The organism is Phytoactinopolyspora alkaliphila, from assembly GCF_010550695.1.
Taxonomy (GTDB): Bacteria; Actinomycetota; Actinomycetes; order Jiangellales; family Jiangellaceae; genus Phytoactinopolyspora; species Phytoactinopolyspora alkaliphila.
The window spans coordinates 151,580-177,859 of record NZ_JAAGOB010000012.1; the positions used below are offsets into that span (position 1 = coordinate 151,580).

26 protein-coding genes and 1 pseudogene are annotated in these 26,280 nt (G+C 67.1%); 20 read left to right on the forward strand and 7 right to left on the reverse strand.

The window, feature by feature from the left end:
- Nucleotides 1-80 precede the first annotated feature (80 nt).
- From G1H11_RS26650 to G1H11_RS20160, 6 genes are all read left to right on the forward strand, one after another.
- The gene (locus G1H11_RS26650) at nucleotides 81-722 is read left to right on the forward strand and encodes a LuxR C-terminal-related transcriptional regulator (RefSeq protein ID WP_163820379.1); all 642 of its coding nucleotides are present in this window, start codon (nucleotides 81-83) and stop codon (nucleotides 720-722) included.
- Between the two features lie 95 nt (nucleotides 723-817).
- Nucleotides 818-1,492 (forward strand): hypothetical protein, encoded by a 675-nt coding sequence (locus G1H11_RS20140; RefSeq protein WP_163820380.1) that lies wholly within the window; start codon nucleotides 818-820, stop codon nucleotides 1,490-1,492.
- A gap of 46 nt (nucleotides 1,493-1,538) precedes the next feature.
- Nucleotides 1,539-1,736: a hypothetical protein gene (locus G1H11_RS20145; RefSeq protein WP_163820381.1), complete on the forward strand. Its 198-nt coding sequence runs from the start codon at nucleotides 1,539-1,541 to the stop codon at nucleotides 1,734-1,736.
- Nucleotides 1,737-1,952: 216 nt separating this feature from the next.
- On the forward strand, nucleotides 1,953-3,575 hold the full coding sequence (locus tag G1H11_RS27210) for an ATP-binding cassette domain-containing protein (RefSeq protein ID WP_163820382.1): 1,623 nt from the start codon (nucleotides 1,953-1,955) through the stop codon (nucleotides 3,573-3,575).
- A 259-nt stretch (nucleotides 3,576-3,834) separates the two neighbouring features.
- Nucleotides 3,835-4,446: an rRNA adenine N-6-methyltransferase family protein gene (locus G1H11_RS20155; protein WP_174257813.1), complete on the forward strand. Its 612-nt coding sequence runs from the start codon at nucleotides 3,835-3,837 to the stop codon at nucleotides 4,444-4,446.
- 257 nt (nucleotides 4,447-4,703) lie between these two features.
- Nucleotides 4,704-6,065, forward strand: a complete 1,362-nt coding sequence (locus tag G1H11_RS20160; protein WP_163820384.1) for a replication-associated recombination protein A — start codon at nucleotides 4,704-4,706, stop codon at nucleotides 6,063-6,065.
- On the opposite strand, the gene G1H11_RS20165 is transcribed toward G1H11_RS20160, so the two are convergent.
- Complete coding sequence (locus G1H11_RS20165; protein ID WP_163820385.1) at nucleotides 6,049-6,726, reverse strand: TetR/AcrR family transcriptional regulator; 678 nt, start codon at nucleotides 6,724-6,726, stop codon at nucleotides 6,049-6,051. The two genes, G1H11_RS20160 and G1H11_RS20165, sit on opposite strands and share 17 nt — an antisense overlap.
- A gap of 119 nt (nucleotides 6,727-6,845) precedes the next feature.
- Here G1H11_RS20165 and G1H11_RS20170 point away from each other — a divergent pair, with 119 nt between their 5' ends.
- A complete protein-coding gene (locus G1H11_RS20170) occupies nucleotides 6,846-7,364 on the forward strand; it encodes a hypothetical protein (protein WP_163820386.1) in 519 nt (172 codons plus the stop codon).
- Nucleotides 7,365-7,591: 227 nt separating this feature from the next.
- On the opposite strand, the gene manD is transcribed toward G1H11_RS20170, so the two are convergent.
- Nucleotides 7,592-8,818, reverse strand: a complete 1,227-nt coding sequence (gene manD / locus G1H11_RS20175) for a D-mannonate dehydratase ManD (RefSeq protein WP_163820387.1) — start codon at nucleotides 8,816-8,818, stop codon at nucleotides 7,592-7,594.
- A 239-nt stretch (nucleotides 8,819-9,057) separates the two neighbouring features.
- Between manD and G1H11_RS20180 the strand changes: the two genes are divergently transcribed.
- The 8 genes from G1H11_RS20180 to G1H11_RS20215 all read left to right on the forward strand — a co-directional run bounded on the left by G1H11_RS20180 (nucleotide 9,058) and on the right by G1H11_RS20215 (nucleotide 17,710).
- Nucleotides 9,058-9,450: a DUF948 domain-containing protein gene (locus tag G1H11_RS20180; protein ID WP_163820388.1), complete on the forward strand. Its 393-nt coding sequence runs from the start codon at nucleotides 9,058-9,060 to the stop codon at nucleotides 9,448-9,450.
- Complete coding sequence (locus G1H11_RS20185; RefSeq protein WP_216843965.1) at nucleotides 9,447-9,746, forward strand: DUF6167 family protein; 300 nt, start codon at nucleotides 9,447-9,449, stop codon at nucleotides 9,744-9,746. The genes G1H11_RS20180 and G1H11_RS20185 overlap by 4 nt, the downstream gene beginning before the upstream one ends.
- A 2-nt stretch (nucleotides 9,747-9,748) precedes the next feature.
- Nucleotides 9,749-12,430 (forward strand): alanine--tRNA ligase, encoded by a 2,682-nt coding sequence (gene alaS, locus G1H11_RS20190; RefSeq protein ID WP_163820389.1) that lies wholly within the window; start codon nucleotides 9,749-9,751, stop codon nucleotides 12,428-12,430.
- A gap of 7 nt (nucleotides 12,431-12,437) precedes the next feature.
- On the forward strand, nucleotides 12,438-12,896 hold the full coding sequence (gene ruvX, locus G1H11_RS20195) for a Holliday junction resolvase RuvX (protein ID WP_174257837.1): 459 nt from the start codon (nucleotides 12,438-12,440) through the stop codon (nucleotides 12,894-12,896).
- Complete coding sequence (gene mltG / locus G1H11_RS20200) at nucleotides 12,893-14,053, forward strand: endolytic transglycosylase MltG (protein WP_163820391.1); 1,161 nt, start codon at nucleotides 12,893-12,895, stop codon at nucleotides 14,051-14,053. Before ruvX ends, mltG begins: the two co-directional genes overlap by 4 nt.
- Complete coding sequence (locus tag G1H11_RS20205; protein ID WP_216843966.1) at nucleotides 14,047-14,913, forward strand: shikimate dehydrogenase; 867 nt, start codon at nucleotides 14,047-14,049, stop codon at nucleotides 14,911-14,913. The genes mltG and G1H11_RS20205 overlap by 7 nt, the downstream gene beginning before the upstream one ends.
- Nucleotides 14,910-15,602: a prepilin peptidase gene (locus G1H11_RS26030; protein ID WP_163820392.1), complete on the forward strand. Its 693-nt coding sequence runs from the start codon at nucleotides 14,910-14,912 to the stop codon at nucleotides 15,600-15,602. The genes G1H11_RS20205 and G1H11_RS26030 overlap by 4 nt, the downstream gene beginning before the upstream one ends.
- A 206-nt stretch (nucleotides 15,603-15,808) precedes the next feature.
- Entirely contained in the window at nucleotides 15,809-17,710 is a 1,902-nt protein-coding gene (locus G1H11_RS20215; RefSeq protein ID WP_163820393.1) for an ABC transporter ATP-binding protein, read from the forward strand.
- A gap of 11 nt (nucleotides 17,711-17,721) precedes the next feature.
- Here G1H11_RS20215 and G1H11_RS20220 read toward each other — a convergent pair whose 3' ends face one another.
- From G1H11_RS20220 to G1H11_RS20230, 3 genes are all read right to left on the reverse strand, one after another.
- Nucleotides 17,722-18,585, reverse strand: coding sequence for a polysaccharide deacetylase family protein (locus tag G1H11_RS20220; RefSeq protein WP_163820394.1), 864 nt, complete (start codon nucleotides 18,583-18,585; stop codon nucleotides 17,722-17,724).
- 96 nt (nucleotides 18,586-18,681) lie between these two features.
- Entirely contained in the window at nucleotides 18,682-20,343 is a 1,662-nt protein-coding gene (locus G1H11_RS20225) for a substrate-binding and VWA domain-containing protein (RefSeq protein WP_163820395.1), read from the reverse strand.
- A 141-nt stretch (nucleotides 20,344-20,484) separates the two neighbouring features.
- The gene (locus tag G1H11_RS20230) at nucleotides 20,485-20,688 is read right to left on the reverse strand and encodes a DUF1918 domain-containing protein (RefSeq protein ID WP_163820396.1); all 204 of its coding nucleotides are present in this window, start codon (nucleotides 20,686-20,688) and stop codon (nucleotides 20,485-20,487) included.
- A 220-nt stretch (nucleotides 20,689-20,908) separates the two neighbouring features.
- On the opposite strand from G1H11_RS20230, the gene G1H11_RS20235 reads away from it, so the two are divergent.
- Both G1H11_RS20235 and G1H11_RS20240 read left to right on the forward strand, forming a co-directional pair.
- A complete protein-coding gene (locus tag G1H11_RS20235) occupies nucleotides 20,909-21,232 on the forward strand; it encodes a rhodanese-like domain-containing protein (RefSeq protein WP_163820397.1) in 324 nt (107 codons plus the stop codon).
- Nucleotides 21,233-21,306: 74 nt separating this feature from the next.
- Nucleotides 21,307-22,044 (forward strand): methyltransferase domain-containing protein, encoded by a 738-nt coding sequence (locus G1H11_RS20240; RefSeq protein ID WP_163820398.1) that lies wholly within the window; start codon nucleotides 21,307-21,309, stop codon nucleotides 22,042-22,044.
- Between the two features lie 43 nt (nucleotides 22,045-22,087).
- On the opposite strand, the gene G1H11_RS20245 is transcribed toward G1H11_RS20240, so the two are convergent.
- A complete protein-coding gene (locus G1H11_RS20245; protein WP_216843967.1) occupies nucleotides 22,088-22,996 on the reverse strand; it encodes an RNA polymerase sigma-70 factor in 909 nt (302 codons plus the stop codon).
- Between the two features lie 185 nt (nucleotides 22,997-23,181).
- Here G1H11_RS20245 and qcrB point away from each other — a divergent pair, with 185 nt between their 5' ends.
- From qcrB to G1H11_RS20260, 3 genes are all read left to right on the forward strand, one after another.
- Nucleotides 23,182-24,837, forward strand: coding sequence for a cytochrome bc1 complex cytochrome b subunit (gene qcrB / locus G1H11_RS20250; RefSeq protein WP_163820399.1), 1,656 nt, complete (start codon nucleotides 23,182-23,184; stop codon nucleotides 24,835-24,837).
- A gap of 146 nt (nucleotides 24,838-24,983) precedes the next feature.
- Nucleotides 24,984-25,343 (forward strand): hypothetical protein, encoded by a 360-nt coding sequence (locus G1H11_RS20255; RefSeq protein WP_163820400.1) that lies wholly within the window; start codon nucleotides 24,984-24,986, stop codon nucleotides 25,341-25,343.
- A gap of 87 nt (nucleotides 25,344-25,430) precedes the next feature.
- Nucleotides 25,431-25,979, forward strand: coding sequence for a GNAT family N-acetyltransferase (locus G1H11_RS20260; RefSeq protein ID WP_163820401.1), 549 nt, complete (start codon nucleotides 25,431-25,433; stop codon nucleotides 25,977-25,979).
- Between the two features lie 24 nt (nucleotides 25,980-26,003).
- Here the strand turns inward: G1H11_RS20260 and G1H11_RS27215 are convergent.
- Nucleotides 26,004-26,198, reverse strand: a pseudogene (locus G1H11_RS27215) (HNH endonuclease signature motif containing protein); the annotation flags it as partial.
- Between the last annotated feature and the right edge of the window lie 82 nt (nucleotides 26,199-26,280).

Here is a 26,280-nt window from a genome sequence, read left to right on the forward strand (position 1 = left end):
CACGCTGAAATGTGACTAAGAGTGATGATCACGTAACTGTACGTGACGTAGCGGAACGTGAACATGCCCCGCTATGGGTGGTGTCGGGAAACGCCGTCCTATCCGCCGCGCTCGCCGCCGCCCTAGCCGTCGTCGGCTGGCGTGCTATTCGGGTCGTCACCGAGGGGCACCTGGCGGCGGCCGGGGATGAGCGTGCGCCGACGGGAAGATTCGTCCTGGTGGCGGACACCGAGGGGCGTTTGCCGGACGTGCGTCCGGTCCTGGCGCGGCAACGGCACATGGGCATCGTCGCCGTCGCGACGCGAGCCGCACTGACGTCCCTGGCCGACGTCGTCGAACGCTTCGGCCCGGTCACCGTCGCCGACGCGGAGCAGCCGTTGACGGCGCTGGTCCGCACCCTGGACCGTGCCCTCCGGCGCATCGAACCGGTGCCAGAACCGGTCCCCTTGGCCGAGTCTCTGCGTGCGCGGGAGGAGGAGGCGCGACGATTCGAGGCCCTGACCAGCCGTGAGCTGGACATGCTCAGCGCGCTGCTGGCCGGGCAGTCGGCAGCCGAGATCGCCGCGCGGGAGCTCGTCTCGCTGCCCACGGTGCGAAGCCACATTCATGCCGTACTGACCAAGCTCAGAGTGTCGTCACAGGTCGCCGCCGTCGCGTTGACGTACCGCTCATGTCGGGAAGCGCCCGTCCTGGAGCAAATGCGAAGGATTCAACAATTCTGATGATGACGGAGAGTTACTGAGTCGTCACACTGAGTGACATGCAGTGAAAGTCACTGCTCAGCCGCCATCGCGGCTTCTCCGATTACGGGGGAGACATGCCCAATTCCTACAGCCTCACGGTGATCAACAACTCGGAGCTCGACCGCCCGACGTTCGCCGTGTTCGCCACCCTTCCGGCCTCGTCGGCGTACGACACGCTCAGCCTCGCCTGGCTGACCCAGCCCATCAACGCTCAAAACCAGTACGTCTTCACCTGGGACATCGCATGGGGATTCGCGTGGTCTGCCCAGGGAACGGGCGCCGGATACCAATGGACCGGCAGCGGCAAGCTTCCGGCCAACCCGAACGCAGCCGACCAATGCAAGGCACAGCTGTCCTACAACCAGGACTTCGAGCTCACTCCGGTCAACGGCAATCCCGATGGCCAGACGCTCTGGGTCACGGACGCGCCGACTGTGCCACTGCCCAGCGACCAGGCCAGCTCCGTGGCGATCACACTGGACGGCAACTCGGTCTGCGCCACGAACGCCGGCCCCAATCTGTCCCAGACGTTCACGCTGCACCCGACCTATTACATCGACGCGGGCAACTACGTGCAGGGCCAGATGGTCGACGGATCGAGCGTCTCGAACTTCCAGGAGCTGGCTTACACCGGGGGCAACACCGCCTTGACCGTGACCTTGAACCCGGACAACACCTGGGACACGAAGAGCAGCAAGCAACTCGACTACCGGCAGGTCTTCGCGGCGCGAGAAGTCCGAGGCCGGTAACCAGTCCACCGTTCAGATTCGATCGACAATTCAGAAGGAGACCGACATGACACAGCAGCCGGACGAGAGAGCCACCGGGGACTGCCCGCCACTGCCGGATGACTACGATCCACAGGTGGCCGGCGAGTGCTGGTCGGGCCGCAACTGCACCGGGAAGGTCCTGAACAACCGCGATGCCCACAACTGCAAGAACAGGGGCGGCAAGAGCTGGAAGAGCCCGGACGGCACGTGCTACAACCTGTGACCCGCGCCGGCTGTCGGGGGAGAGATCCCCAGCGCCGGGCGTGATGTGAAACGGATGAATGCGACTCGTGGCAACGGGTCGCATTCATCCATGTTCGGACGATCGGGACGCGGCCTGCTATTGTTGTCGACGCGATGCTCATCTGACACCTGATTCCGGCCCGCGCCCGAGGCAGCAAGCCCGGCGGGCATCTCACGACCAGCTCGAGGTCATCAGGTGTTTCATCTTTCCGCACGTGATCTTTCCATCGCCTACGGCCGCCGAACCGTGTTCCAGGACATCAGCTTCGACGCCGGCCCAGGCGAGCGGCTCGGGCTCGTGGGCGAGAACGGCGCGGGGAAGTCCACCCTGCTGCGGCTCCTGGCCGGCATCGAGCAACCCGACGCCGGCGCCGTCACGACGCGCGGCAGCGTCGGCTATCTCGATCAGGAGCCTGACCTCCCGGTGGGCGGCACGATCGCCGACGCGCTGGACGCGGCACTGGCCGAATTCCGTGCCATGGAGGCGCGGATGCGGGTCCTTGAGTCACGCATGGGCGGCGACGGGGCGGATACGGCTCTCCTCGAGTACGGCGAGCTTCTCGACGAGTTCGAGCGCCGCGAGGGATGGTCGGCCGATGCCCGAGCGGCACGTGCGCTGGCCGGCCTGGGCATGGGTGAGATCAGCACATCACGTCCGGTCGGTGCCCTCTCAGGCGGCCAGCGTGCCAGGCTCGCGCTCGCCCTGGCCCTCACTCGGGCGCCGGACATCATGCTGCTCGACGAGCCGACCAATCACCTCGACGACGACGCTCTCGCGTATCTCGAAGAGACGCTGCGCGAGCACCGCGGTGTGGTGATCTCGGCGTCGCATGACCGTGCGTTCCTCGACGCGGTCTGCACCTCGATCCTGGACCTGGATCCGTCCTTGCGGGTGGGCCGAGGGGACGTGCCATCGGTCGGGCCTGCTCGGTACACCGGCGCCTATACGGATTACCTCGACGGCAAGGCCGCGGCCAGGCTCCGGTGGGAGCAGGCGTATCAGCAATGGAACGACGACGTGAACGCGGCTCGCGCGGCGATGCGGAGCACGGCGCACCAGGTCGGACACACCAATCGGGCCCGGCGCGACAACGACAAGTTCCAGCCGTACTTTTTCGGGCAGAAGGTCGACGCCGCGGTGGCCCGCCGGGTGCGCGATGCCGAGAACCGGTTGAAAGATCTCGAGGTGAACCGTGTTCCCAAGCCGCCGAGCGAGCTGACCTTGGCGGCGGCACTGGACGAGAAGCCACGCGACGGCGTCCTCATCGCAGCCCGCGACGTGGATGTCCCCGGCAGGGTGGCCCTGGCCGCACTGGACGTGACCGGTGACACCCGGTTGCTCGTCACCGGGCCGAACGGTGCCGGGAAGTCGTCGCTGCTCGCCATCCTCGCCGGCGCGCTGGTGCCGGTCAAGGGGACCGTGCTGCGTGCTCGTGGGCTGCGCATCGGCTGGCTGCCGCAGGAAGGCTCGTTCCCCGATCCGGCTCTGCCCGCGCTCGCGGCGTTCGCGGCCGGTCGCGAGGGCCAGCCGGAAGAGTATCAATCCGAATTCGCGAGCCTGGGCCTGCTGCCCGGTTGGGAGTTCCAGACGCCGGTGGGACGGCTCTCGGTCGGTCAGCAGCGTCGCCTCGCGCTGGCCCGTCTGCTGGTGTCGCGGCCTCATGTGCTCCTCCTGGACGAGCCGACCAATCATCTGTCGCTGGGCCTGGTGGAGGAACTCGAGGACGCCGTGGTGAAGTCCGACCTCGCGGTCGTACTTGTCACGCACGATCGGTGGGCTCGCCGTCGATGGGCCGGTGAGTCGCTCGAGCTCCGATAGTATGGCGGGCATGTGCGCATCCATCACAGGCACGGCCGCTCGCCGGCTGCGCCACACAGCCACGGCATAACCGCCCGGCTGGTTCGTCCAGCCACGGTGTGCCGTCAGCCGCGCCAGTCCCCGTGTTCCTCCTGGGCCAATGGTGCGGTTTGTCATGTCCCCATGACGGCGGCGAGCACAAGTCCGGCACCGGGGGCCCGCGTCAAGCGAGCTCAGCTGTGACTCCTGTTCGTTCACGAAGAGATGGCTGTGATGATCCGTGCGCTCGCACTCACATTCCCCACGTACACCAGAGAACAGATCCGGAATTCACCTCCTTCGCGACCCCGGAGTGGTCCGGCGGCTCGTCACCTCGTCCGGTGTGGGACCAGGCGATCTCGTGCTCGAGTTCGGCGCTGGCACCGGCGTCTTGACAGCGGCGCTCGCTCGCACCGGCGCGCGGGTGATCGCCGTTGAACGCAGTGCAGGTTTCGCCGACCGGCTGCACCGGCGCTTCGACGGAAGCGAAGCAGTGCGCGTCGTGGTGGCAGATGCGAGGACGGTGCCGCTGCCACGGCGACCCTTCGCCGTCGTGGCGAACATCCCGTACTCGATATCCACCGAGCTGCTGCGCCGTCTGCTTTCCAGGCAGACCGCGGTGACCAGCGTCGACCTCCTCGTCGAGTGGGGTTTCGCGAAACGGGTCTCAGCGCCGGCGCCGAGAGACGAGGAGACGGCATGGTGGCAAGCGCGGTACGAGATAACCATGGCGGGCAAGGTCTCCCGGCGCAGCTTCACCCCGGCGCCGGGCGTGGACTCCGCTCACCTGGTGATCCGGCCCCGGAAGCGAACTGCTCGTGCCACCCGCCGCCGCGGAAGTCCGCGAATCTGACTCCTTCGATACCGATCGTGTCTGGTTGTCGTGGCTTTGGTATTGAACGATATGACGGGCTGGTCATAGAGCCTTGACAACCCATGGCGTGCGTGTGAAGGTGTTAAATGAAAGTAAGGCCCCCCAAATAGCGGTGGCGTGGTCCCATGTCTTGGGATGCCACGCCACCGCTCTTTCGTGCCCTAAGCTGTTCGCTGATCCGCCACAGGCGTCGGCCGACCCCCGGACAGGGAGGCAGACGACGTAGGCTCGTGCGCATGGAACAAGACGGCCTCTTCGGCCCGGCGGCTGCGCCCGTGACGTCGGGCGGTTCACTGGCCGGGGCCGACGAGTCCTACTCCGGGCAGCCGCTGGCGGTGCGGATGCGCCCGCGGGCACTTGAAGAGATCGTCGGTCAGGAACACCTTCTGGGTCCGGGCACACCGCTGCGCAGGCTCGTGGAGGACGACCAGCCGATGGCGCTCGTCCTCTGGGGCCCTCCCGGGACTGGCAAGACCACCCTCGCCTACGTCGTCAGCCGGGCCACCCAACGGCGGTTCGTAGAGCTCTCGGCGGTGACCGCCGGCGTGAAAGACGTCCGCAGCGTCATGGAGAACGCCCGCAGGGAGCTCGTCCGCTCGGGCATCGGCACCGTGCTCTTCGTCGATGAGGTTCACCGCTTCTCCAAGACGCAGCAGGACGCCCTCCTGCCGGGCGTGGAGAACAGGTGGGTGTCACTGGTGGCCGCCACCACCGAGAATCCGTTCTTCGCTCTCATCAGCCCCCTGCTGTCCCGTTCGCTGCTGCTGACGCTGGAGCCGCTCGAGGAGGACAGCATCGAGGCCGTGCTGGACCGGGCTCTCACCGACCAGCGCGGCCTGGCCGGGTCCGTCACCATCGACGGCGACGCACGCGAGCACCTTGTCCGGCTCTCCGGCGGAGACGCGCGCCGGGCTCTGACCTACCTGGAGGCCGCCGCGGGAGCCGCGAGCGACACCGACGACAAGACCGTCACCCTGGAGATCGCCGAGCGGGCCGTCGACCGCGCCGCTGTCCGGTACGACCGGGACGGGGACCAGCATTACGACGTCGCCAGTGCACTGATCAAGTCGATCCGGGGCAGTGACGTCGACGCCGGCCTGCACTATCTGGCCCGGATGGCCGAAGCGGGGGAGGATCCGAGGTTCCTGGCCCGCCGGCTGGTGATCCTCGCCAGCGAGGATATCGGGATGGCGGACCCGACAGCGTTGCAGACGGCCGTGGCGGCCGCCCAGGCCGTCCAGCTCATCGGCTGGCCGGAAGCGCAGATCACCCTGGCGCACGCCGTGATCGCCCTAGCCCTGGCACCCAAGTCCAACAGTGTGGTCAAGGCGATCGGCGCCGCCGTGGGCGATGTCCGGGCCGGTCTGGCCGGCGCCGTGCCGCCACATCTGCGCGATTCCCACTACTCGGGTTCGAAGAAGCTCGGCCACGGGACCTCCTACGCATACGCCCACGACGATCCCAGGGGAGTGGTGGAACAGCAGTACGCCCCGGACTCCGTGGTCGCCAAGCAGTACTACTACCCCGGCACGCGCGGAGCCGAGCGCGACTACGCCGATCGGTACGCGCGGCTGCGGAAGATCATCCGCGGCGAGTGAGTTGCCGTTCCAGGCCGTCGAGCAGGGCTTGAAGACCGAACTCGAAGGTCTTGTCGGGGGAGGCAGCGTAGCCGGCCGCGGCCGGGCCGTCGAGGCGGACACGCAGCCGCGGGTAGTGCATGGCGATCTCGTGTGCTTCTGCCATTGCGTCATGGAGTCGTTGTTCCGTCGCGTGGTCCGCGCCGGTTCTCCGGCTGAGTGAGGCGGCCGCGGCAGCACCGGCAGCATTGCCGAGGACATAGGTGAAGACGGCGGCGGCCGCTTGATCCGCCTGGCCACCGGTGAAACCGGCGGCCTCGTAGGTGGCAAGGCTGTGATCGTCGTGACGGGCCTTGCCTTCTCCGTAGACCACGTGCGCGGCAAAGGCCTGCACCAGCCAGGGATGGCGGGTGAACATGCGATAGAGGTCGGTGGCCATGATCGTGGCCGCGGCACGCCAGCCGACGATGTCGAGGTCAGGCAGCTCGAGCTCACGCCATACCCGGTCGGTGGCGAGCAAGACGAGATTGTCCTTACTTCTGACATGCCAATACATCGCCGTGGCTGCGGAGTCGAGCCGTTTGCCCAGGGCACGCATGTTCAGACCCTCGAGGCCCTCGGCATCCAGGAGTTCGACGGCGGTGCTGACGATCTGGTCCCGGGTGAGGGTGTCACGTGCCATGGCCTCACGGTACGCGGGGAGTTGCACAAAGTTCAACGAGCCTCTTGCACATTGTTCAAGTAATGGTCTAGCGTGATCTCCACAACGAATTTGCACTTAGTTCAAGTCAGGAGCACGCCATGAACATCCTCGCCGCGATCATGCAGTTGCTCGTCGCCGTCGCCTTCGTCAGCATCCCGGTCGTGCGCCATCGGTACGGCCCTGCCGCGAAGGCGGCTGCAGTAGGGGAATTGCGCCGTCAGGGCGTGCGCCCACAGGTGCTGGAGGAGAACAAGATCCGATTCGATGCCGGAGGCCACGAGACCGCCGCTCCGGCCACGGTCGCCGCGGTGATGATCGTCATCGCCGGCATGAACGTCGCTGGGGCGGATGCGGCCCCGGTTCTGACGTGGGTCTTCTGCGCCCTGGTCATGCTGATGAACATCGCGATCGTGTACAGCAATCTGACGGCCGTGAAATCCGTCGAGGCCGCTTTCCGCCGCAAGGGCGACCCGGCACTGGCCGGAGTCCAGGTCCTGCCCTTCCTTGAGGCGGCCGAGGGTGCCTTTCCAGGCTGGGTCCGGGCGCAGACCTATATCCGCAACACCGTGGTGTTCGCCGGATCCGCGATCGCCATGGTCGCTGTCTCGCTCGCTTGAGGCTCACTGGCGATCCCGCGACCCGTCGGTACGGGGCTGCGGTTCGCAGCTTGGACTTCACTGCCGACGGTTGACTTCTTCGCTCAGGATCGCGTTGCAGGGCCAGAAGCGCGGCCGAAACGCGATTCACGGCAGAGAAGTCAACCCTGAGCTCAGAAGTGGCCGTCGGGCGCAGGACAGCCGATCCGTGTTCCTCAAAAGGAAGCGATCCAGCCCCGCGGCCGATCTCACCAGTCGTGGACGGTGCCGTCCAGTAGCCGGTTGACGGGCAGGTACGCGGGCTCGTAGGGGAACTTGGCGGCCAGGTCCTCGTCGTACTCCACACCGATGCCGGGGGTCTCGCCGGGATGCAACAGGCCGTCCTCGAAGGTGTAGCTGGTGCGGAACACTTCCAGCGTCTCCGGCGACTGGCGCATGTACTCCTGGATGCCGAAGTTGTGGATGGCGATGTCGAGATGCAAAGCGGCGGCCATGCCCACGGGGGAGATGTCCGTCGGGCCGTGGACACCAGACTTGATCTGGTACTGAGCGGCGAAGTCGAACAGCTTCTTCATCGGAGACACGCCACCCGTGTGGGTCACGGCGGAGCGTACGTAATCGATGAGCTGCTCGGTAATCAGCGTCTGATAGTCGAAGACTGTGTTGAAGATCTCGCCGATGGCCAGGGGCGTGGTGGTGTGCTGACGGACCAGCCGCAACGCCTCCTGGTTCTCCGCGGGTGTGCAGTCCTCGAGCCAGAACAGGTCGTACGGCTCGAGCGCCTTGCCCAGCTTCGCGGCCTGGATGGGGGTCATGCGGTGATGCCCGTCGTGCAGCAGGGGCAGGTCCGGTCCGAACTCGTTGCGCACGGCCTCGAACACCGCGGGCAGGTGCCGCAGATAGGACCTGGTGTCCCACTGTTCCTCTGTGGGCAGAGCAGCGCGCCGCGCGGGCTCGTAGTCGTACCGCTCGCCGATCTTGGTGCTTGCCGCCACTCCGTAGACCGATTCCAGTCCAGGCACACCGGTCTGGACACGGATCGCGCGGTAGCCGAGCTCCAGGTGTGCGCGGATGGAGTCGAACAGCGCTTCGGTGTCGAATCCGCTGGCATGCCCGTAGGCGAGCGCACCGCGGCGGCTCGCGCCCCCGAGCAGCTGATAGAGCGGCAGCCCGGCCACTTTGGCCTTGATGTCCCAGAGTGCGACGTCGACGGCGGCGAGGGCGGCCATGGTGACCGGCCCGCGCCGCCAGTACGCACCGCGGTAGAGGTACTGCCAGGTGTCCTCGATCCGGTGGGCGTCACGCCCGATCAGCAACGCGCTCACGTGGTCACGCAGATACGACGCCACGGCCAGCTCGCGGCCGTTCAACGTGGCGTCGCCGTAACCCACCACGCCGTCGTCGGTAGTGATCTTCAACGTGACGAAGTTCCGGCCTGGGCTGGTGATGAGCACGTCAACCTGGTTGATCTTCATGATTCTCCGAGTTCGCTGTTCGCCAGGGCGCAGGCCGTTTCCGCCGCGCTCCACAGAGTATCGAGCCACGCCGCCCGGCCGAGCGCAAGCGGTTGCCAACTCTTGCCCAGGCGTCTCCCCGGGCGCTTCGGCGCGTCACACGCGCCGAAGGGGGGAGCACCGAAGAGATCGGCGCGGTAGGGTCGGGCTGAGAATTCGAACGGTGAACACGAACCCTGCACGGAAAGGGCGGCACTTCCATGTCCGTAGGCGAGATCGCTGGGCTCATCGCGGCCGTGGCCTTCGTCGCACTGGTAGCCATTCTGGCGCTGCCGGTCATCAAGCTCGGCAAGACCGTCGACGAACTGACGTATACCGTGCGCGACCTGCGCCAGGAGCATGTCGCCAAGACGGCTGTGACGGTCGATGAGACGAATGCGCTGCTGGCGTCCACCAACGCGCAGTTGCAGCGCGTCGACGCGATCACCTCCAACGCTCAGACGGTCACCACCAACGTGGCCGCGATGTCGTCACTGTTCGCGGCGACCTTGGGTGGTCCCATGGTCCGGGTGGCGGCGTTCACGTACGGAGTACGCCGGGCCATGGCCCACCGCCGGGACGGCGGCCGGCGCGGACGAGGAGGGCAGCGGTGAAGCGGCTGTTCTGGATTGCGCTGGGCGCCACGGCCGGGGTGCTTGTCGTCCGGAAGCTGACCAGGGCGGCGGAGAGCCTCACCCCTGAGGGCGCGGCCGGCCAGGTCTCCAAGACCTTCGGCTCGGTCTCGGCGTCCATCCGCGAGTTCGCCGACGACGTCCGCGCGAGCATGGCCGAACGCGACACCGAGCTCCGCCACGCTCTCGGCATCGACGAAAATGGTGAGAGCGGCCCGGCGGACCTCGCCGCGCTTGATGATCTTGCTCACAACTACCAGCGGAGAGGCACCCACTGATCATGGAAACCGCCGAGATCCGGCGCCGCTTCCTCGACCACTTCGAACGGAACGGTCACACGGTCGTCCCCAGCGCTTCCCTGATCTCACCCGATCCGTCGGTGCTGTTCACCATCGCCGGCATGGTGCCGTTCATCCCGTACCTGACGGGGCAGCAGCCGGCGCCGTGGGCCCGCGCCACCAGCGTCCAGAAGTGCATCCGGACCTCGGACATCGAAGAAGTCGGCAAGACCACGCGGCACGGCACGTTCTTCCAGATGAACGGCAACTTCTCGTTCGGTGACTACTTCAAGGAAGGCGCCATCGGGTACGCGTGGGAGCTCATCACGCGGGCGCAGGCCGACGGCGGATACGGCTTCGACCCGGCAAAGATCTGGGTGACGGTCTATCACGACGACGACGAAGCGGCCGCCCTGTGGAGGAAGATCGCGGGCCTGCCCGAGGAGCGAATCCAGCGGCGCGGGCTCAAGGACAATTACTGGCACACCCACCAGCCAGGCCCCGGTGGCCCGTGCAGCGAGATCTACTACGACCGCGGACCCGAGCACGGTCCCGACGGCGGTCCGGTGGTGGACGAGGACCGGTTCCTTGAGATCTGGAACCTGGTGTTCATGCAGGAGGAAATCACCGACGTCGAGAGCCAGGAGAAATTCCGGGTGGTCGGTGACCTGCCGTCGAAGAACATCGACACCGGCATGGGCATGGAGCGGGTCGCCTACCTGCTGCAGGGCGTCGACAACATGTATGAGACCGACCAGGTGTTCCCCGTGATCGAGCGCGCGTCGGAGCTGACCGGCAAGCGCTACGGGGCCGATCACGGGGACGATGTCCGCATGCGGGTAGTCGGCGACCACGTGCGCAGCTCCCTGATGCTCATCGGCGACGGCGTCACCCCCTCCAACGAGGGCCGGGGCTACGTGCTGCGCCGCCTTCTGCGGCGCAGTGTGCGCGCCATGCGGCTGCTGGGCGTCGACGAGCGCACGCTGCCCGAGCTGCTGCCGGTGAGCCGGGACGCGATGAAGGCAGCGTATCCAGAGCTGGAGAGCGACTTCACCCGCATCTCGCGCATCGCCTACGCCGAGGAGGAGACGTTCCGCAAGACGCTGCAGACCGGGACGCAGATCTTCGACGTGGCCGCCGCCGACACCAAGAAGGCGGGTCAGGCCACGCTGGGCGGGAGTACGGCTTTCAAGCTCCACGACACCTACGGCTTCCCCATCGACCTCACCCTGGAGATGGCCTCTGAACAGGGCCTCGCGGTGGACGAGGGCGAGTTCCGGCGGTTGATGGCCGAGCAGCGCGACCGCGCCAAGGCGGACGCCCGCGCGAAGAAGACCGGCGGCGTGGACACAAGCGCGTACCGGGAGCTGCGTGCGGCCGGCCCCACAGTGTTCACCGGGTACGAGGAGCTCAGGACCGACACGCGAGTACGGGGCCTGCTGCGCGACGGCGAGACCGTGCCCGCCGCGCACGAGGGCGAGACCGTCGAGCTCGTCCTCGACCGGACGCCCTTCTACGCCGAATCCGGTGGTCAGGACAGCGACGCCGGCCTCATCACGGCTGACGGCACTGAACTCGAGGTGCTCGACGTTCAGCGCCCGGTCAAGGGTCTGATCGTGCACCGTGTCCGGGTGCGCAAAGGTGAGCTGCTCAGCGGCCAGGACGTCTTCGCCCAGGTCGATCCGGAATGGCGTGTCGGCGCTTGCCAGGCGCATTCGGGCACGCACGTCGTGCACGCGGCGTTGCGCGAGGTGCTCGGCCCGCAGGCGCTGCAGAGCGGCTCCTACAACAAGCCGGGCTATTTGCGGCTGGACTTCGCGTGGGGACAGGCGCTGGGACCGGTCACGCGCAGTGAGGTCGAAGAGGCCGCCAACCTGGGCATCCGTCGCGACCTGCCCGTCTCAGCCACGTACATGCCGCTGGAGAAGGCGCGAGAGATCGGTGCGCTCGCCCTGTTCGGCGAGACCTACGACGAGGAAGTCCGCGTCGTGGAGATGGGCGGCGAATGGTCGCGCGAGCTCTGTGGAGGTACGCACGTCTCCCACTCTTCGCAGATCGGCTTGGTCACTCTGACCGGCGAGAGCTCGGTCGGCGCCGGCTCGCGCCGGGTGGAGGCCTTCGTGGGCATCGAGGGCTTCCGCTACCTCGCCAAGGAGCGCACGCTGGTCAGCCAGCTCGCCGACACCCTCAACGTTCAGCCCGAACAGCTGCCGGAGCGGGTATCCCGGCTAGTCGCCCAGGTGCGTGACGCGGAGAAGAAGCTCGCCGCGCTGCGGGCCCAGGAGCTCGGCGCGCAAGCGGGGCAGCTGGCCGCGGGCGCTAAGGACGTCTATGGTGTCCGGTTCGTCGCGCACGAGGCCCCGGCCGGAAGCGCCGCCGACGAGCTTCGCGGACTGGTGCTCGACGTCCGCGGCAAGCTGGGATCCGATGCTCCGTCCGTCGTGGCGATGGCTTCGGTCGGGTCCAACGGCCGCCCGACGGTCGTGGTCGCCACCAACGAACGAGCCAGGGAGTGGGGCCTCAAGGCCGGGTCCCTGGTCCGCGTGGCCGCGCAGACTCTCGGCGGCGGAGGCGGTGGCAAGGACGACGTCGCCCAGGGCGGGGGCACCGATCCGGCGAAGACCACCGAGGCGCTCGGCCGTGTCGAGCACCTCGTCGGCGAGACTGTGACGCGTGGGGGCTGACCCGGCGATGCGCCGCGGCGTCAGACTGGCGGTGGACCTCGGCAAGGTGCGCATCGGGGTGGCGGCCTCGGACCCGAACGGGGTCCTCGCCTCCCCGGTGGAAACCGTTCCGCGGGGACCGGGCGATCTCGACCGGCTGGCCGCCCTGGTACGCGAACGAGAGGCGGTTGAAGTGCTGCTGGGACTCCCCAGGAGCCTCTCCGGCGACGAGGGTCCGGCGGCGGTAGAGGTACGCGCGTTTGCTACCACTTTGGCTGAACATGTGTCACCATGTCCTGTCCGATTGGTCGACGAACGGATGACCACCTCGGTGGCGGCCCGTGCCATGCGAGCCAGTGGGGTGTCCGCCCGGCGCGGGCGGCAGACGATCGACCAGGCGGCCGCGATGGTGATCTTGCAAGACGCATTGGACGCCGAGCGCACACAGGGAGCGCCGCCGGGAGAGGTTGTGACAGCAGCGTCATGAGCTACGTGGGCAATGCGGCTGAAGACGCCGAGGCGCCTCCTCGCCGACGCCGGGGTGGACGACGCAGGAAGCGCAAGAAGCGCAAGATCGGCTCGTTCTTCGCCGTGATCCTCTCCCTGGCGGTGGTGGGCGGCCTGCTCGCCGGCATCTACTACGGCGGCAGCGCCATTCTCGGCTCGTTCTCGGACATGTTCGAAGGCGCCGAAGACTATCCCGGCCCGGGCACCGGTGAGGTGACCGTCACCATCGAAGAGGGTGCCAGCCTACGGGCGATGGGTGGCGTGCTCGAGGAAGCCGACGTCGTCGCCAGCCGGGAGGCGTTCGTCCAGGCCGCGGAGAGTAACGGCGGCGCCATCCAGCCCGGCACCTACACCCTCGCCCAGCAGATGAGCGCCGAAGACGCGGTCACGGCTCTGATCGAAGGTGGCGGGGTCACGGAGCGGGTCACCGTTCCCGAAGGCTTCCGGGAACGCCAGACCATCGCGCGGCTGGCCCGGGACACCGAGTTCGACGAGGAGGCGCTGACCGAGGCGTTGGAGTCGGTCGAACTACCGGACTACGCCGAGGGCGAGGCCGAAGGATTCCTGTTCCCCGCCACGTACGATCTTCGGCAGGACACGACGCCGGAGTTCCTGCTGCAGTCGATGGTGGACCGGTTCGACCAGGCGGAGCGTTCGCTCGACCTGACCGTCCGTGCTGACGAGCGGGAGTTGAGTGTCCGGCAGGTCGTCACCGTGGCCAGCATCATCCAGCGTGAGGTCGGCTCCGAGGCGGACATGCCTCTGGTAGCAGACGTGATTTACAACCGGCTCTCGGGCGCATGCGCGGACGCCGGAGTGCCGGACAGGCGTCTTCAGATGGACTCCACGGTGCACTACGCGGTGGACGACTACTCGTCGGTCTTCACGTCCCGTGAGATGCGCCAGATCGACTCGCCGTACAACACCTACGTGAACGGCGGGCTGCCACCCGGACCGATCGCCTCACCCGGAGAGTCTGCGCTGGCCGCGGCTGTGGATCCGGCGGAAGAGGGCAACTGCTACTTCGTGACGGTGAACCTGGAGACAGGCGAGACGAAGTTCGCCGCCACCGAGGCGGAGCACAACGCGAACGTGGAGGAATTGCGCGCGTACTGCCGGGAGAGCGATCAGTGCTGAACGGTTCGCCGGACGACGCGATGCCGGGCCGACGCCGCGAATGCGCGGTGCTCGGCGCGCCCGTGGTGCACTCGCTGTCGCCGGTGATTCATCGCGCGGCCTACCGCCACCTGGGGCTCGACTGGCGGTACTCCGCCCATGAGGTCGACGAGGAGACGTTCGCGGACTTCATCGCCGGCCTCGACGAAGACTGGCGAGGGCTCTCACTGACCATGCCCCTCAAACGGGTGGCCTTCCAGGTCGCCACGCAGACGTCGGATCTCGCCCGGCGTGTCGGCGCGGCGAACACCCTGATCCGCTCCGATGACGGGTGGTTCGCCGAGAACACCGACGTGCCCGGTTTCATCGCCGCCCTGCGAGAGCGTGGAGTGCCCGCGCCGGAGACGGTGTGCGTGTGGGGAGGCGGAGCCACCGCCGCGAGCGTCCTGGCAGCCATGGGTCTGTTCGATGCCGGCTCCACCCACGTCCACGCCCGCTCCGCGGAGCGGGCACAAGCAGCACTCGACGTGGCGGAGGCGTTCGGGCACTCCGCACGCCACGCCGGCTGGGACGTGACGGAGCACTGCCATGAGGCCCAGCTCATCGTGAACACGGCGCCGGGTGGTGCGGTCGACGCCTACGCCAGCACTTTGGCCGGCGCCGCGGCACCGGCTCGGGTGTTGTTCGACGTGATCTACGACCCCTGGCCGACACCCTTGGCTGCCGGCTGGTCCGCTGGCGGAGGCGTCGTCGTCAATGGCCTGGATCTCCTCGTCCATCAGGCGTTGGAACAGATCACGTTGATGACCGGCAGCGAGGTGCCGGTCAAGGTGCTGCGTGATTCCGCCGAGCAGGCCCTGGCCACCCGCACCGCGACGTGATCGCGCTACTCGCCGTGGCCGGCCTGATGGTCGGCGCCGCGCTGCCGTGGGGCATCTCCCGGATCCCGGACCGAGCACCGGCGGACGGCGAGCCTGCTGTCACGTCGTATCGCGAGTTGTCCAGCCTTCACGGCCTCCCGGTCATTCTCGGAGTGTCGGCGGCGGGGATCTGGGCCTTCATGGGCTTGGCACGTGCCGAACTCTCGTCGGCCCTGCCCGCATTTCTTCTGGTAGGCGCGCTCGGGGTGGCGATGGCTTACGTGGACATCCGCGAGCATCGACTGCCCGACTGGTTGACGTACCCAGCACTGGTGGGCGCCGCGGTGGCGCTCGCGGTGGCCGCCGGGGTGGATGGCGAATGGGGAGCCTATGCCCGGGCGTGGGCGGGTGCCGGTGCCTGCGTCGCCTTCTATCTCTTCCTGGCGGTGCTGCGCCCGAGCGACCTCGGCCTGGGCGATGTCAAACTCAGCGCGGTGATCGGCTTGCTACTGGGCTGGATCGGATGGCCGGTGCTGATCTTCGGAGTCTTCAGCGCCTTCGTGGTGGGTGCGCTGCTCGGCCTGCTGCTGATCGTCGCCGGTCGGGCGGGCCGGCGCAGCGCCATCCCGTTCGGCCCACCGATGCTGGTCGGGATGGTACTGGCCGTCGTATGGGGCCAGACCCTCGTCGACGCCTACCTCACCCTGTGACGGCCCGCCCCAAATGATCATGTAAACCATGTCTTCTCGTGCTTCACCATGCCTGCAGACCTGGTATCGCAAGAGAACGCATGGTTTACATGATCATTGGGAGTGAGCCGGTTGACCTCAATATTGGTTTAGGTCTTAGAGTCGGGAACCCACGGGCGGGAAGAGGACTGACCCGGCCGGGGTTGACAGGCCAGGAGGTCTCACGGATGAGTATGGAAGTGACGGCATGGACGGCGGTATACAACGCCATGCATGCCCAGGAGGACCGCCGCCCGTTCTCCAGGGCCACGCTGCGGCGGATCGCGACGTTCGCCACGCCGCACCGGCGTGAGCTGGTGGGCTATCTCATCCTGAGCGCCGTCGGCGCCGCGCTGGCCGTGGCGACACCAGTACTGGCCGGGCGGGTGGTCGACGCGATCGTCGAGGGTGAAGCGGCCAGCCTGGTCGTCACCTTGGCCATCGTCATCGCGGGAATCGCCGTGGCGGAAGCCGGCGTCGGATTGGTCGAACGCTGGTTCTCGGCCAGGATCGGCGAGGGAGTGATACTTGACCTGCGCACGGCGGTGTTCGACCACGTCCAGAAGATGCCGATTGCCTTCTTCACCCGCACCCGGACCGGAGCTCTCGTCAGCCGCCTCAACAACGACGTCATCGGGGCCCAGCGCGCATTCAGCGATGTTCTGTCCGGCGTTGTGAGCAATATCGTGACGCTGGTGCTCGCGCTGGCCGTCATGCTTAGCATCTCGTGGCAGATCACGCTGCTGGCGCTGGTCCTTCTGCCCGTGTTCGTCCTTCCCGCACAGCGGATGGGCTCCCGCCTGGCCCGCCTTGAGCGGGAAGCGGCCAACCACAACTCCACCGTGAGCACGCAGATGACCGAGCGGTTCTCGGCCCCCGGCGCCACTCTCGTCAAGCTCTTCGCCCGACCGGATGTGGAACTGTCCGAGTTCGCGTCCCGGGCTCGCCGGGTGCGGGACATCGGCGTGAAGACCGCCATGGTGCAGTGGGTCTTCATCACGGCATTGACGCTGGTGGGCGCCTTGGCGCTTGCCCTCGTGTACGGCCTCGGCGGGTTCTATGCCCTCCGCCAAGAGCTCGATGCCGGCGCGGTCGTCTCACTCGCGCTCCTCCTCACCAGGCTTTACGCTCCGCTGACGGCACTGGCGAGCGCTCGGGTGGAGGTGATGAGCGCCGTGGTCAGCTTCTCCCGGGTGTTCGAGGTGCTGGACCTGAAGCCACTGATCAGCGAGTCGCCTACGGCGCGCCCGGTCCCGGACGGTCCCGTCTCGGTCGAGTTCGATCACGTCACCTTCGCTTACCCGACCGCGGAGAAGGTGTCGCTGGCCTCCCTCGAGGAGGTGGCTCAGCTGGACAACCGCGGGGGAACGCAGGTGGTGCGTGATCTGTCGTTCCGGGCCGAACCTGGAACGATGATCGCCCTGGTGGGCTCTTCCGGCGCCGGGAAGTCCACCATCGCCTCGCTGATTCCGCGACTCTACGACGTCGACGACGGTGCGGTCCGGCTTGCGGGCGAGGACGTTCGGGAGCTCACGACGGAGTCCGTCCGGCGGACCGTCGGCATGGTGACTCAGGACGGCCACCTGTTCCACGACTCGGTCCGCGCGAACCTGCTGCTGGCACGCCCGGAGGCCACCGACGACGAGCTGTGGGACGCGTTGCACCGGGCCAGGATCGACACGCTCGTCGCAGCACTGCCAGGCGAGCTGGACACCATCGTGGGGGAGCGAGGCTATCGGCTGTCCGGCGGTGAGCGGCAGCGGCTCACGATCGCCCGGATGCTCCTTGCTCAGCCGCGGGTGGTCATTCTCGACGAGGCGACGGCACACCTCGATTCCACATCGGAGGCTGCGGTGCAAGAAGCATTGGGAGAGGCGCTGGCCGGCCGCACCGCGATCGTCATCGCCCACCGGCTGTCCACGGTGCGGGCCGCCGACGAGATCCTGGTCATCGATGAGGGACGGATCGTCGAGCGTGGCACGCACGCGGACCTGCTCGCGGTGGGCGGACGGTATGAGGAGCTGTACCGGCAGCAGTTCCAGGAACCGGCGGCGGGCCCGTCGGAGGACGGCGCGGTGGTCCCGGCCTGAACGCGAGGCCCCTAGGACGGGGCAGGCACGACGGCCTGGTAGCCGGCAGCTTCGAGAACGACGAGGATCTGGGCGAGCGCCTTCACCGTCTCGGTCCGGTCGCCGCCGCCGTCATGCAGGAGAATGACCGCCCCGGGATGGACCTGGTCGGTCACCCGTTCCACGATGGTGCGGGCTTCCGGGCGCTTCCAGTCTCTGGGATCGACCGTCCAGTCGAGGATCTCCAAGCCGTACTTGTCGGCGACCGGGGCCACTTCCGCGGTGACGAACATGCCCGGCTGACGGAAAAAGTGCACCGGCGCACCCGGCGCGGCCTTCTCGATAGCCACCAGGGTGTCCTCGAGGTCTTTCTCGATCATGTCTGACGGCTTCTGAGAGAGATCGACGTCGTGGTGGTAAGAGTGGTTGCACAACGTATGGCCCTCGGCGACGATGCGCCTGACCAGTTCGGGCCGTTCGTCGACTTTCTCGCCAACCACACAGAACACAGCGGTGGTGTCGTGGGCGGCAAGCATGTCCAGGATCTGCGGCGTGTGGACGGGATGCGGGCCGTCGTCGAACGTCAAGGTCACCGAAGCCGTACCGTCGCTGGCGACTGGCAGATCCGGCACCGACGCGCCGCCGGTATCCGGGAAGCCCGGATGATCCTCGCCGTCGTGGTCGTCGCCTCTGGTCCCGTCGTCGCCGGGAGAGTCTCCAGAGTTGCGGTCGTCGTCTCCGGAGTTGCGTTCGTCGTCTGCCGAATTGCCGTCGGAGACGACGCCGTCACCAGCGCCGCGGGCGACGTCGTCCGACGTTTCACCCGCGCCGTTGCCCATGTTGAACGCGATCAGGCCGATGACGCAACCAGCCAGAACGGGACCCGTCACTTTCATGTGTCTCCCCAGCACGAGGCACGTGTCCGTTTTCTTGATCGTAATCGATCAACACTCGAGGCAGCGAACGACTCGCCGGTACCGGCGCCCGAAATGTCAGCAATCCGGGCGGCATTGCCGCTCGATCATCGCCCGCAGGAAGACCTCTTCGATGTCGTCGGCGTCCTCGGCCTGATACGCCGTGGTCCCGGTGGCGTCTGAGATCTCGTGCAGGGCGGCCATGTCCGCATCCGGCCCGAAGCCGATGGTAATGACGGGGACCGGGGCCTGTGGGTCGAACTCGTCGCGAAGCGTGTCGATCAGGGCGTCGAGCCCGATGCTCGCCGGATTGTCCTCGTCCCGGCCGTCGGTCATGAGGACCACGGAGTTCACCTTGCCTGGTACGTACGTCTCCTGCATGTGGCGGAAGGCGGCGAGCGTGGTGTCGTAGAGGGCGGTGCCACCGACGACGCGTTCAGGCAGGCTCTCCAAGGCTGCGGTGAGTTCGTCCCGGTGCGGCAGACCCTCGGTCTCCTCGTTCAGCGGGCCCACCGGCGCGAGCTCCAAGTGGTGACGGTCCGGCGGGTCACGCAGGATCGAGAAGACCCAGAGGCCCACCTCGCTGCTGGCCGGCAATAGTTCGACCGCCTCGAGTGCGGCGTCGCGGGTGACCTCGATCCTGCTGCCACCGCTGGGGACGTTCTCGTTCATCGAGCCGGAGACGTCGATCACGGTGAGCATGCGCATCTCCTGGGAGAGCGCGGCCCATTGCTGCATGAACTGCGCCACCGCCTCGGACTCGGGCAGCTCGAGCAGTTCCGGCATCGCCGGCTGAGTGCCGTCGGTAATGCCTGCCCCGGGTGCCGCCGCTCCAGTGGGATCGCGGAACCCGGCGGCGTGCAGACGGTCCGCAGCCTCGGCGCTCTGCAAGAAGTCGGCGAAACCGGTGACGATCTCCCGGGAGCGCTGCGGTGCGTCGGCCGGCGTGACCGCGAGGGCTGGGAAGTCGAGCTCGAACGTGCCTTCCACCGGGTAGATCGCCACGACGCCCGCCCCGTCCGCGGACGCGTTGTGCGCGATGACGGACTGCTCGCTGGCCACGATGATGCCGGAGTCGCCCTCCGACAAGCTCGCGTACGCGTCGCTGATGGTGGGCACCACGGCCCGCGACATCGCGGAGAGCGCACCCACACGCTGAACGTCGTCGAGCTCGCCGAGAGCGGCGTGGATCGCGAGCGCGCTCGTCAGACCCTCCGCCGTGGTCGCCGGATCAGAAACCCGCACCTGATCATTGGCTGCGAGGGCTTGCCAGGAGAAGTCGCCATCGGGCCAGCCGAGTTCCGCGGCCGCCGAACGAGCCGTCACGACCGTCAGGGGCGAACTGGCGACCTGGCCGAGGTTCTCCAGTGCGTCGGGCTCGTCGACGCGCAACGTCCATGTGCTGCTGTCGGGTATCCACATGGCGGGACGCTGCGCGCCACCGAGCGAGCTCGCCACGTCCGCCCCCGCGGCGCCACTGACGCTCAGCTGGACACATGTATCGGGCGACCGCCGGGCGTCGGTCTCGTACTCACGCGCGAGATCGGTCACCGCCTCGGCCAATGCCGGATCCACCGCCACCGCGACCGGCGTGGAATCGCAGGAATCGGCACGAGCATCGATGATCTCGCGTACGCCGAGCGCGCCTGCGCCGAGAACCGCGACGGCCGCCACCACAATGGCCAGGATCCTGCTCCACGGCACATCCTTGTGCACCGCGGAAGCGTGGCGACCGGGCATGTTCGAAAGCCTCCGACGACAGGGGAGGAGACGAGACTACCCGGTCGCCTGCATGTCCGATTACAGCGGGTATGCGTATCTTGTGCCTGGTCGTCCGGTCCGCGGTGCCGGGGCACGGTCACGCGAAGGCGTGCGGAATGCTCACCGTGCGTGATTGTCGTGGACTGGCTGCACGTGAGCATCCGGACCCGGATAGACCAGGGCCTCGGCACCACTGTCCGCCCACCGGACCAGGAACGGCGGCTGGCCGTTGGGGCCGTGGGTCTCCAGGATCTCTCCGTCACGGCGACTCAGACCGACCTTCGCGCCCTCGATGACCAGATGATCTCCCGTGTGTGCCTGCATGTCGTCCTCCTGGCGTGTCACCCTTGTTCTGCCGCACGTTCGTTCATACCGTCACCTTCCAGCGTGCGCCCGAACACACTGCATATGCAAGGTGAACAGGCATGATCGTTCGAGATCGTGCATTGATGCCGCGCTCCCGCCGCGCAGTGCCCCCGCACGGATCGGGTCATCCGGCGGCCCTCGATGCGCCCACGCGACGTCGATGGGGGAGACTGGCGGGATGAGCATTCCCGACGTCGACGTCACGGCGGTCCCGGACGACGGAGTCCTGCTGGACGTGCGCGAGCCGGACGAGTGGCAGGCCGGACACGTGCCCGGTGCCGTCCACATTCCCCTGCGGGACTTGCCCGGCCGGCTCGACGACATTCCCGACGAGGACCCCGTGTACGTGGTGTGCAAGGTGGGCGGGCGCTCCGCACACGCGGCCGCGTGGCTGAACAGCATTGGACGCTCAGCGGTCAACGTCGCCGGGGGAATGGAGTCGTGGCATGCAGCTGGCCGGCCGATGACCAGCGAGAACGGTAACGATCCCGTCGTCGCGTGACCACCCTGGAGGGCGATCTCAGCGCAGCAGAAAAGTCGTAGCGTTTGGTGACGCCGCTGGGAGAGAATCATCGGGTGTCTGAGAACTGGATGCTCGATGAGCTTGCCCACGCGGGTCCTGAGCACCTCGATCTGGAGTTCGTCGCGGGCTACGACCGAAAACAGGGATACCCGGATCCAGCCGGAGACCTCGAACTCCTACGTCGCTATGGGGTAGGGGAGAGGTCCACCGTCATCGACTTCGGCGCCGGGACCGGCCGCTTCGCCCTTGCCGCCGCCCGGCGGTTCGGGTATGTCGTCGCCGCCGATGTATCACCGGTCATGCTTGAGAACGTCCGAACGCGGGCAGCTGAGGCCGGTGTGACGAACCTCCGGTGCGTCAAGGCCGGCTTCCTCAGCTACGAGAACGACGGCCAGCCGGCCGACGCCGTACACACCCGCAACGCGTTGCACCATCTGCCGGATTTCTGGAAAGCGATAGCGTTGAGCCGGATCGCGGGAATGCTCCGGCCGGGCGGGATCATGCTCCTTCACGACCTGATCTACAGTTTCCCACCGGACGAGGCCGAAAAGGTCTTCAGCCGCTGGTTCGCCGGAGCGTCGGACGATCCATCGGCCGGATACACGGCAGAGGACTATGCCGAGCACATCCGCACCGAATACAGCACGTTCAGCTGGCTCCTGGAGCCGATGATCGACGCGGCAGGCTTCGACATCGTCGAGAGCGACACGAGCACGCGCGTGTTCGCCTCATACACCTGTGTCCGACGTTCTCAGCCGTCCGGAGCGGTCACCGACGTTGCCACATCCTGAGGACTGGAAATCCTGGCGCGGACCGGCGCGGACCGCGAACCGTTCAGCGGCTTATCGTGGTCTCCCGCTGCACCCGCGACAGCTTCTGTGGATTGCGCACGTAATACAGCCCAGTGATGAGGCCGTCCGCGACCCTCACCGCCAGAACGCCGTCGATCTCCTCGTCGAGGCGGACTATCAGGGCCGGGCGGCCGTTGACCTGTACCGGGTCAAGTGAGAGGCCGGCACCGAACCTCTCCAAGCCGGCGGCGAACACGCGACTCACCTTGTCTGCACCGACGATGGGCCGCAGCATGGCCTGCTTGATTCCGCCACCGTCGCTCAGGGCGACGACGTCCGGCGCGAGGACGTCGAACAGGCCCTGCAGGTCGCCCGTGTCGACGGCTCGTTGGAACGCCTCGAGGGCTGATCGGGTCTCGGCCGGAGAGGCGTCGGTGCGCGGCCGGCGGGCGGCGACGTGTGCGCGCGCTCGGTGCGCGATCTGGCGGACCGCCGCCTGGCTCTTGTCGACGGCCGCCGCGATCTCGTCGTATCCGAGGTCGAACACCTCACGCAGGACGAACACTGCCCGCTCGGTCGGCGTGAGAGTCTCCAGCACCAGCAGCATCGCCATGGAGACGCTTTCGGCCAGCTCGACGTCCTCGGCCACGTCGGGCGCGGTCAGCAGCGGCTCGGGAAGCCAGGGTCCGACGTAAGACTCCTTGCGCCGGCCGAGCGTGCGGAGCCGGGTGAGCGCCTGGCGGGTGGTGATCCGCACCAGGTAGGCCCGTTTGTCCCGCACCGTGTCGAGGTCGACGCCCGCCCATCGCAGCCAGGTCTCCTGGAGCACGTCCTCCGCGTCGGCGGCCGAGCCGAGCATCTCGTAGGCGACGGTGAAGAGCAGGTTTCGGTGAGCGACGAACGCCTCAGTGGCGGGGTCGGTTCGGGGACCACCGCTCATCCCACTCGGCATGGATGGCTCCTGTCTTCGCGTTCTCTCACTGTGTCACCCATATGACTCCACGCTCCACCGCTTTGTGACACGAAGGGAGCAGGGGAGCGGCGAGGGCTCGTGGCTCGGCTCACATCGCCGATGTGTCACGGCGAGCGCGCATCCGGTGTCTTGTGTATGACCACCTGTTTCAAAGGGAGGCAGACATGAATGTCACCCGCGTGGCCGCGCGATTCGTGCGGCTGGTCGAGGGCGATCCTCCGGCGTTGCCCGGGCTGGCGCGCACCCTTCGACGGGCGTATCCGAGGCGCTGGTCCGGGCTGTTCGGCCAGATCGCGCTGTTCAGCTTCGTTCTGATCATCGTGTCAGGGGTCTTCTTGACACTGTGGTTCAAGCCCTCGATGGCGACGGTCACCTACGACGGCGCCTATCCTCCGTTGCGCGGAATCGAGATGTCCGAGGCGTACGCGTCCACGGTGGAGCTGTCCTTCGGGGTCCGCGGCGGCCTGCTGATGCGCCAGGTCCACAACTGGGCGACGCTGGTGTTCGTGGCCGCCCTGTCGGTCCACATGCTGCGTAGGTTCTTCACGGGGGGATTCCGCGGGCCATATCGGGCCAGATGGCTGGTTGTGCTGGGCCTTCTGGTCCTGGGCATGGTAGCGGCGTATTCCGGCCACGCATTACCGGACGACTTGCTGTCCGGCACGGGACTGCGCGTGGCCGAGGGAGTGATCCTCGCCATCCCTGTAGTCGGGACGTACCTGTCATCTCTGTTGTTCGGTGGTGAGTTTCCAGGAGATGACATCATCTCCCGGTTGAACGTGGTGCATGTCCTGGTGCTGCCAATGCTGATGCTCGCGCTCCTCGTCGTCCATCACAAGCACGTGCGCTACCAAGAACGAGTCCGACAGCCAGGCGACGCGACGCAGTCTGGCCGAAGGACAGGTCAGAGGGCCGGAGGCGCCGGTGACCTCGACTATCCCCTCAAGTCAGGCGGCCTGATGTTCATCGTCTTCGGTGTCGTGGTGGTGATGGCCTCGACCATTCAGGTCAACCCTGTGTGGCTCTGGGGACCGTTCGACTCGGCTCAGGCGTCGGCGGGAAGCCAGCCACCGTGGTATTTCGGCTTCCTCGACGGTGGGCTGCGCTTGATGCCCGCATGGAATGTCGACATTCTCGGACATGAACTGACGCTGAGCGTCCTGGTTCCAGCGGTGGTGGTGCCAGGACTCATGCTGGCGGCACTGGCTGCCTATCCATGGATTGAACACTGGGCGACAGGTGACATCGGCGACGACGACCGGCTTGACCGGCCGCGGGACATGCCCGTGCGGACTGGTCTAGGAGTGGCTTTCATCGTCTTCTACCTCGTGCTGTGGATCGCCGCCGGCAACGACATACTCGCTACCGTCTTTCATGTGCCACTGAACTGGATAACACGAGTTCTGCAGGTCAGCATCGTTGTGATGCCACCGCTGGCGTTCTGGATCACAAAGCGGATCTGCCTGGGTCTGCAGCTCCGGGACCGCGAGAACGTGCTGCACGGGCGCGAGTCCGGTGTCATCGTGGTCAGCGCGGAGGGTGCGTTCACCGAGCGGCACCGGCCGATCTCGGCGCCCGACGCAACGTTGCTGACGTCGCGTCCACAACCGGCTCCGTTCGACGCCGGTCCGCCAGCCGACGAAAACGGCGTACCGAATCCGACCTTTCCAGCGGATCGGCGACGCGAGATGCTCTCGCGGTTCTATTTCGCTGACGTGGTTCGGATCCCGGCGGCAGATGTGGAGCAAGCGATCCACGGCGATGAGTTCGTTCAGGCAGGCGGACATGGTGCAGGGGAGGGGAGACCATTGGACCTCTGAAATCATGACACCCATGATGGTCTCGAGGATTGCTCGCCACCGCCGAATGTCTGCCCACGTGTCATCATGCACCGACGCTGACCTTGCTGGGCTTATAGACGGCGTCCGGGTGCGCGGCAGCGACGGCCACGGGGCAGCCAGGTAGCGTGGGCGGCGGCTCGGCGAAGGTCGACATCGACGGCGTCCCGGTGTTTGCAAAGCGCATCCCGCTGACCGACCGGGAGTTCGCCCATCCGCGCGTCACCTCGAACCTGTTCGACCTGCCGATGTTCTGTCAGTACGGAGTGGTCAGCCCCGGGTTCAATGCATGGCGCGAACGAGCCGCGAATGTGATGATGAACGACACCATGCTGGCCGGCGAGACGGGTGCGTTCCCGCTGCTGCACCATTGGCGGGTGTTACCCGGCCGGCCACCCGTCGCTGCCGAGCACGTCGATACCGACGCGGCCGTCGCGGCAGCTGTAGGACGGCGACTCAGCGCGGAGTACCGGGGCCGAACCTATTGACTTGACATAATGTACATTATCGGCGTTGTGGTAAGAGACGGCAGAGAGTGCATTCATGCTGGATTGCCCGACACGTACCGTGGCGATATGCAGATTGCCTTGCGCGAGTGGACTCATGACGACGCCGAATGGTACGTCGAGCAGAGTATGGACCCGGAGATTCTGCGGTTCACCACCACGGAGCCAACGCTGACGGCCGAAGCTGTCCATACCGCGCTGGACCGATTGCACGTTGACGACGACGCACTGGGCTTCGTTGCCGTCGATGAACTCACTGGAAGCCGGCTGGCCAATCTTGCGGCCAGTCGGCACGGCCGCGGCGCCCACGCCAGCTACTGGGTAGCTCGTTCGGCGCGTGGCCGCGGCGTGGCGAGCCAGGCGCTGCGGATGCTGTGTCAGGCGGCGTTCGATGCATGGCAGATCGACGAGATCCGATTGTGGACCCATGCCGGCAACGTCGCTTCACGACGAGTAGCCGAGAAGGCCGGATTCACGTATATCGAATCGGCGGACGAGACCCGGGTGGTCAACGGCAACCACTGGCCGGCGCGCTGGTATCGCCTCCGCCGACTGGCTAGTCCGCTCCCCGAGCCTCCTTCCGCTGAGCCTGCCGAGCCCGCCGAGTCGCGGGATTGATCGCACCTGCGGCCTGAACGGCGGTTATGGGTCGGGTGGTGGTTGGTGGTGGTGTCGGGGTCGGGTGTTGCGTCTGGGGGTCCGTTCGGGGTCGACCCATGGGGGTGGCAGGAAGTCTGGATGCCCGTCCGCGCCTGTATGGACGTCCCAGCCGCGGTGGTGGACGGTGCGGTGGTGGTGACCGCAGAGCAGGGTGAGGTTGTCCAGGTTGGTGGGTCCGCCGTCGGCCCAGTGGGTGATGTGGTGGGCGTGGCACCACTCAGGTGGGCGGGTGCAGCCGGGAAAGGCGCAGCCGCGATCG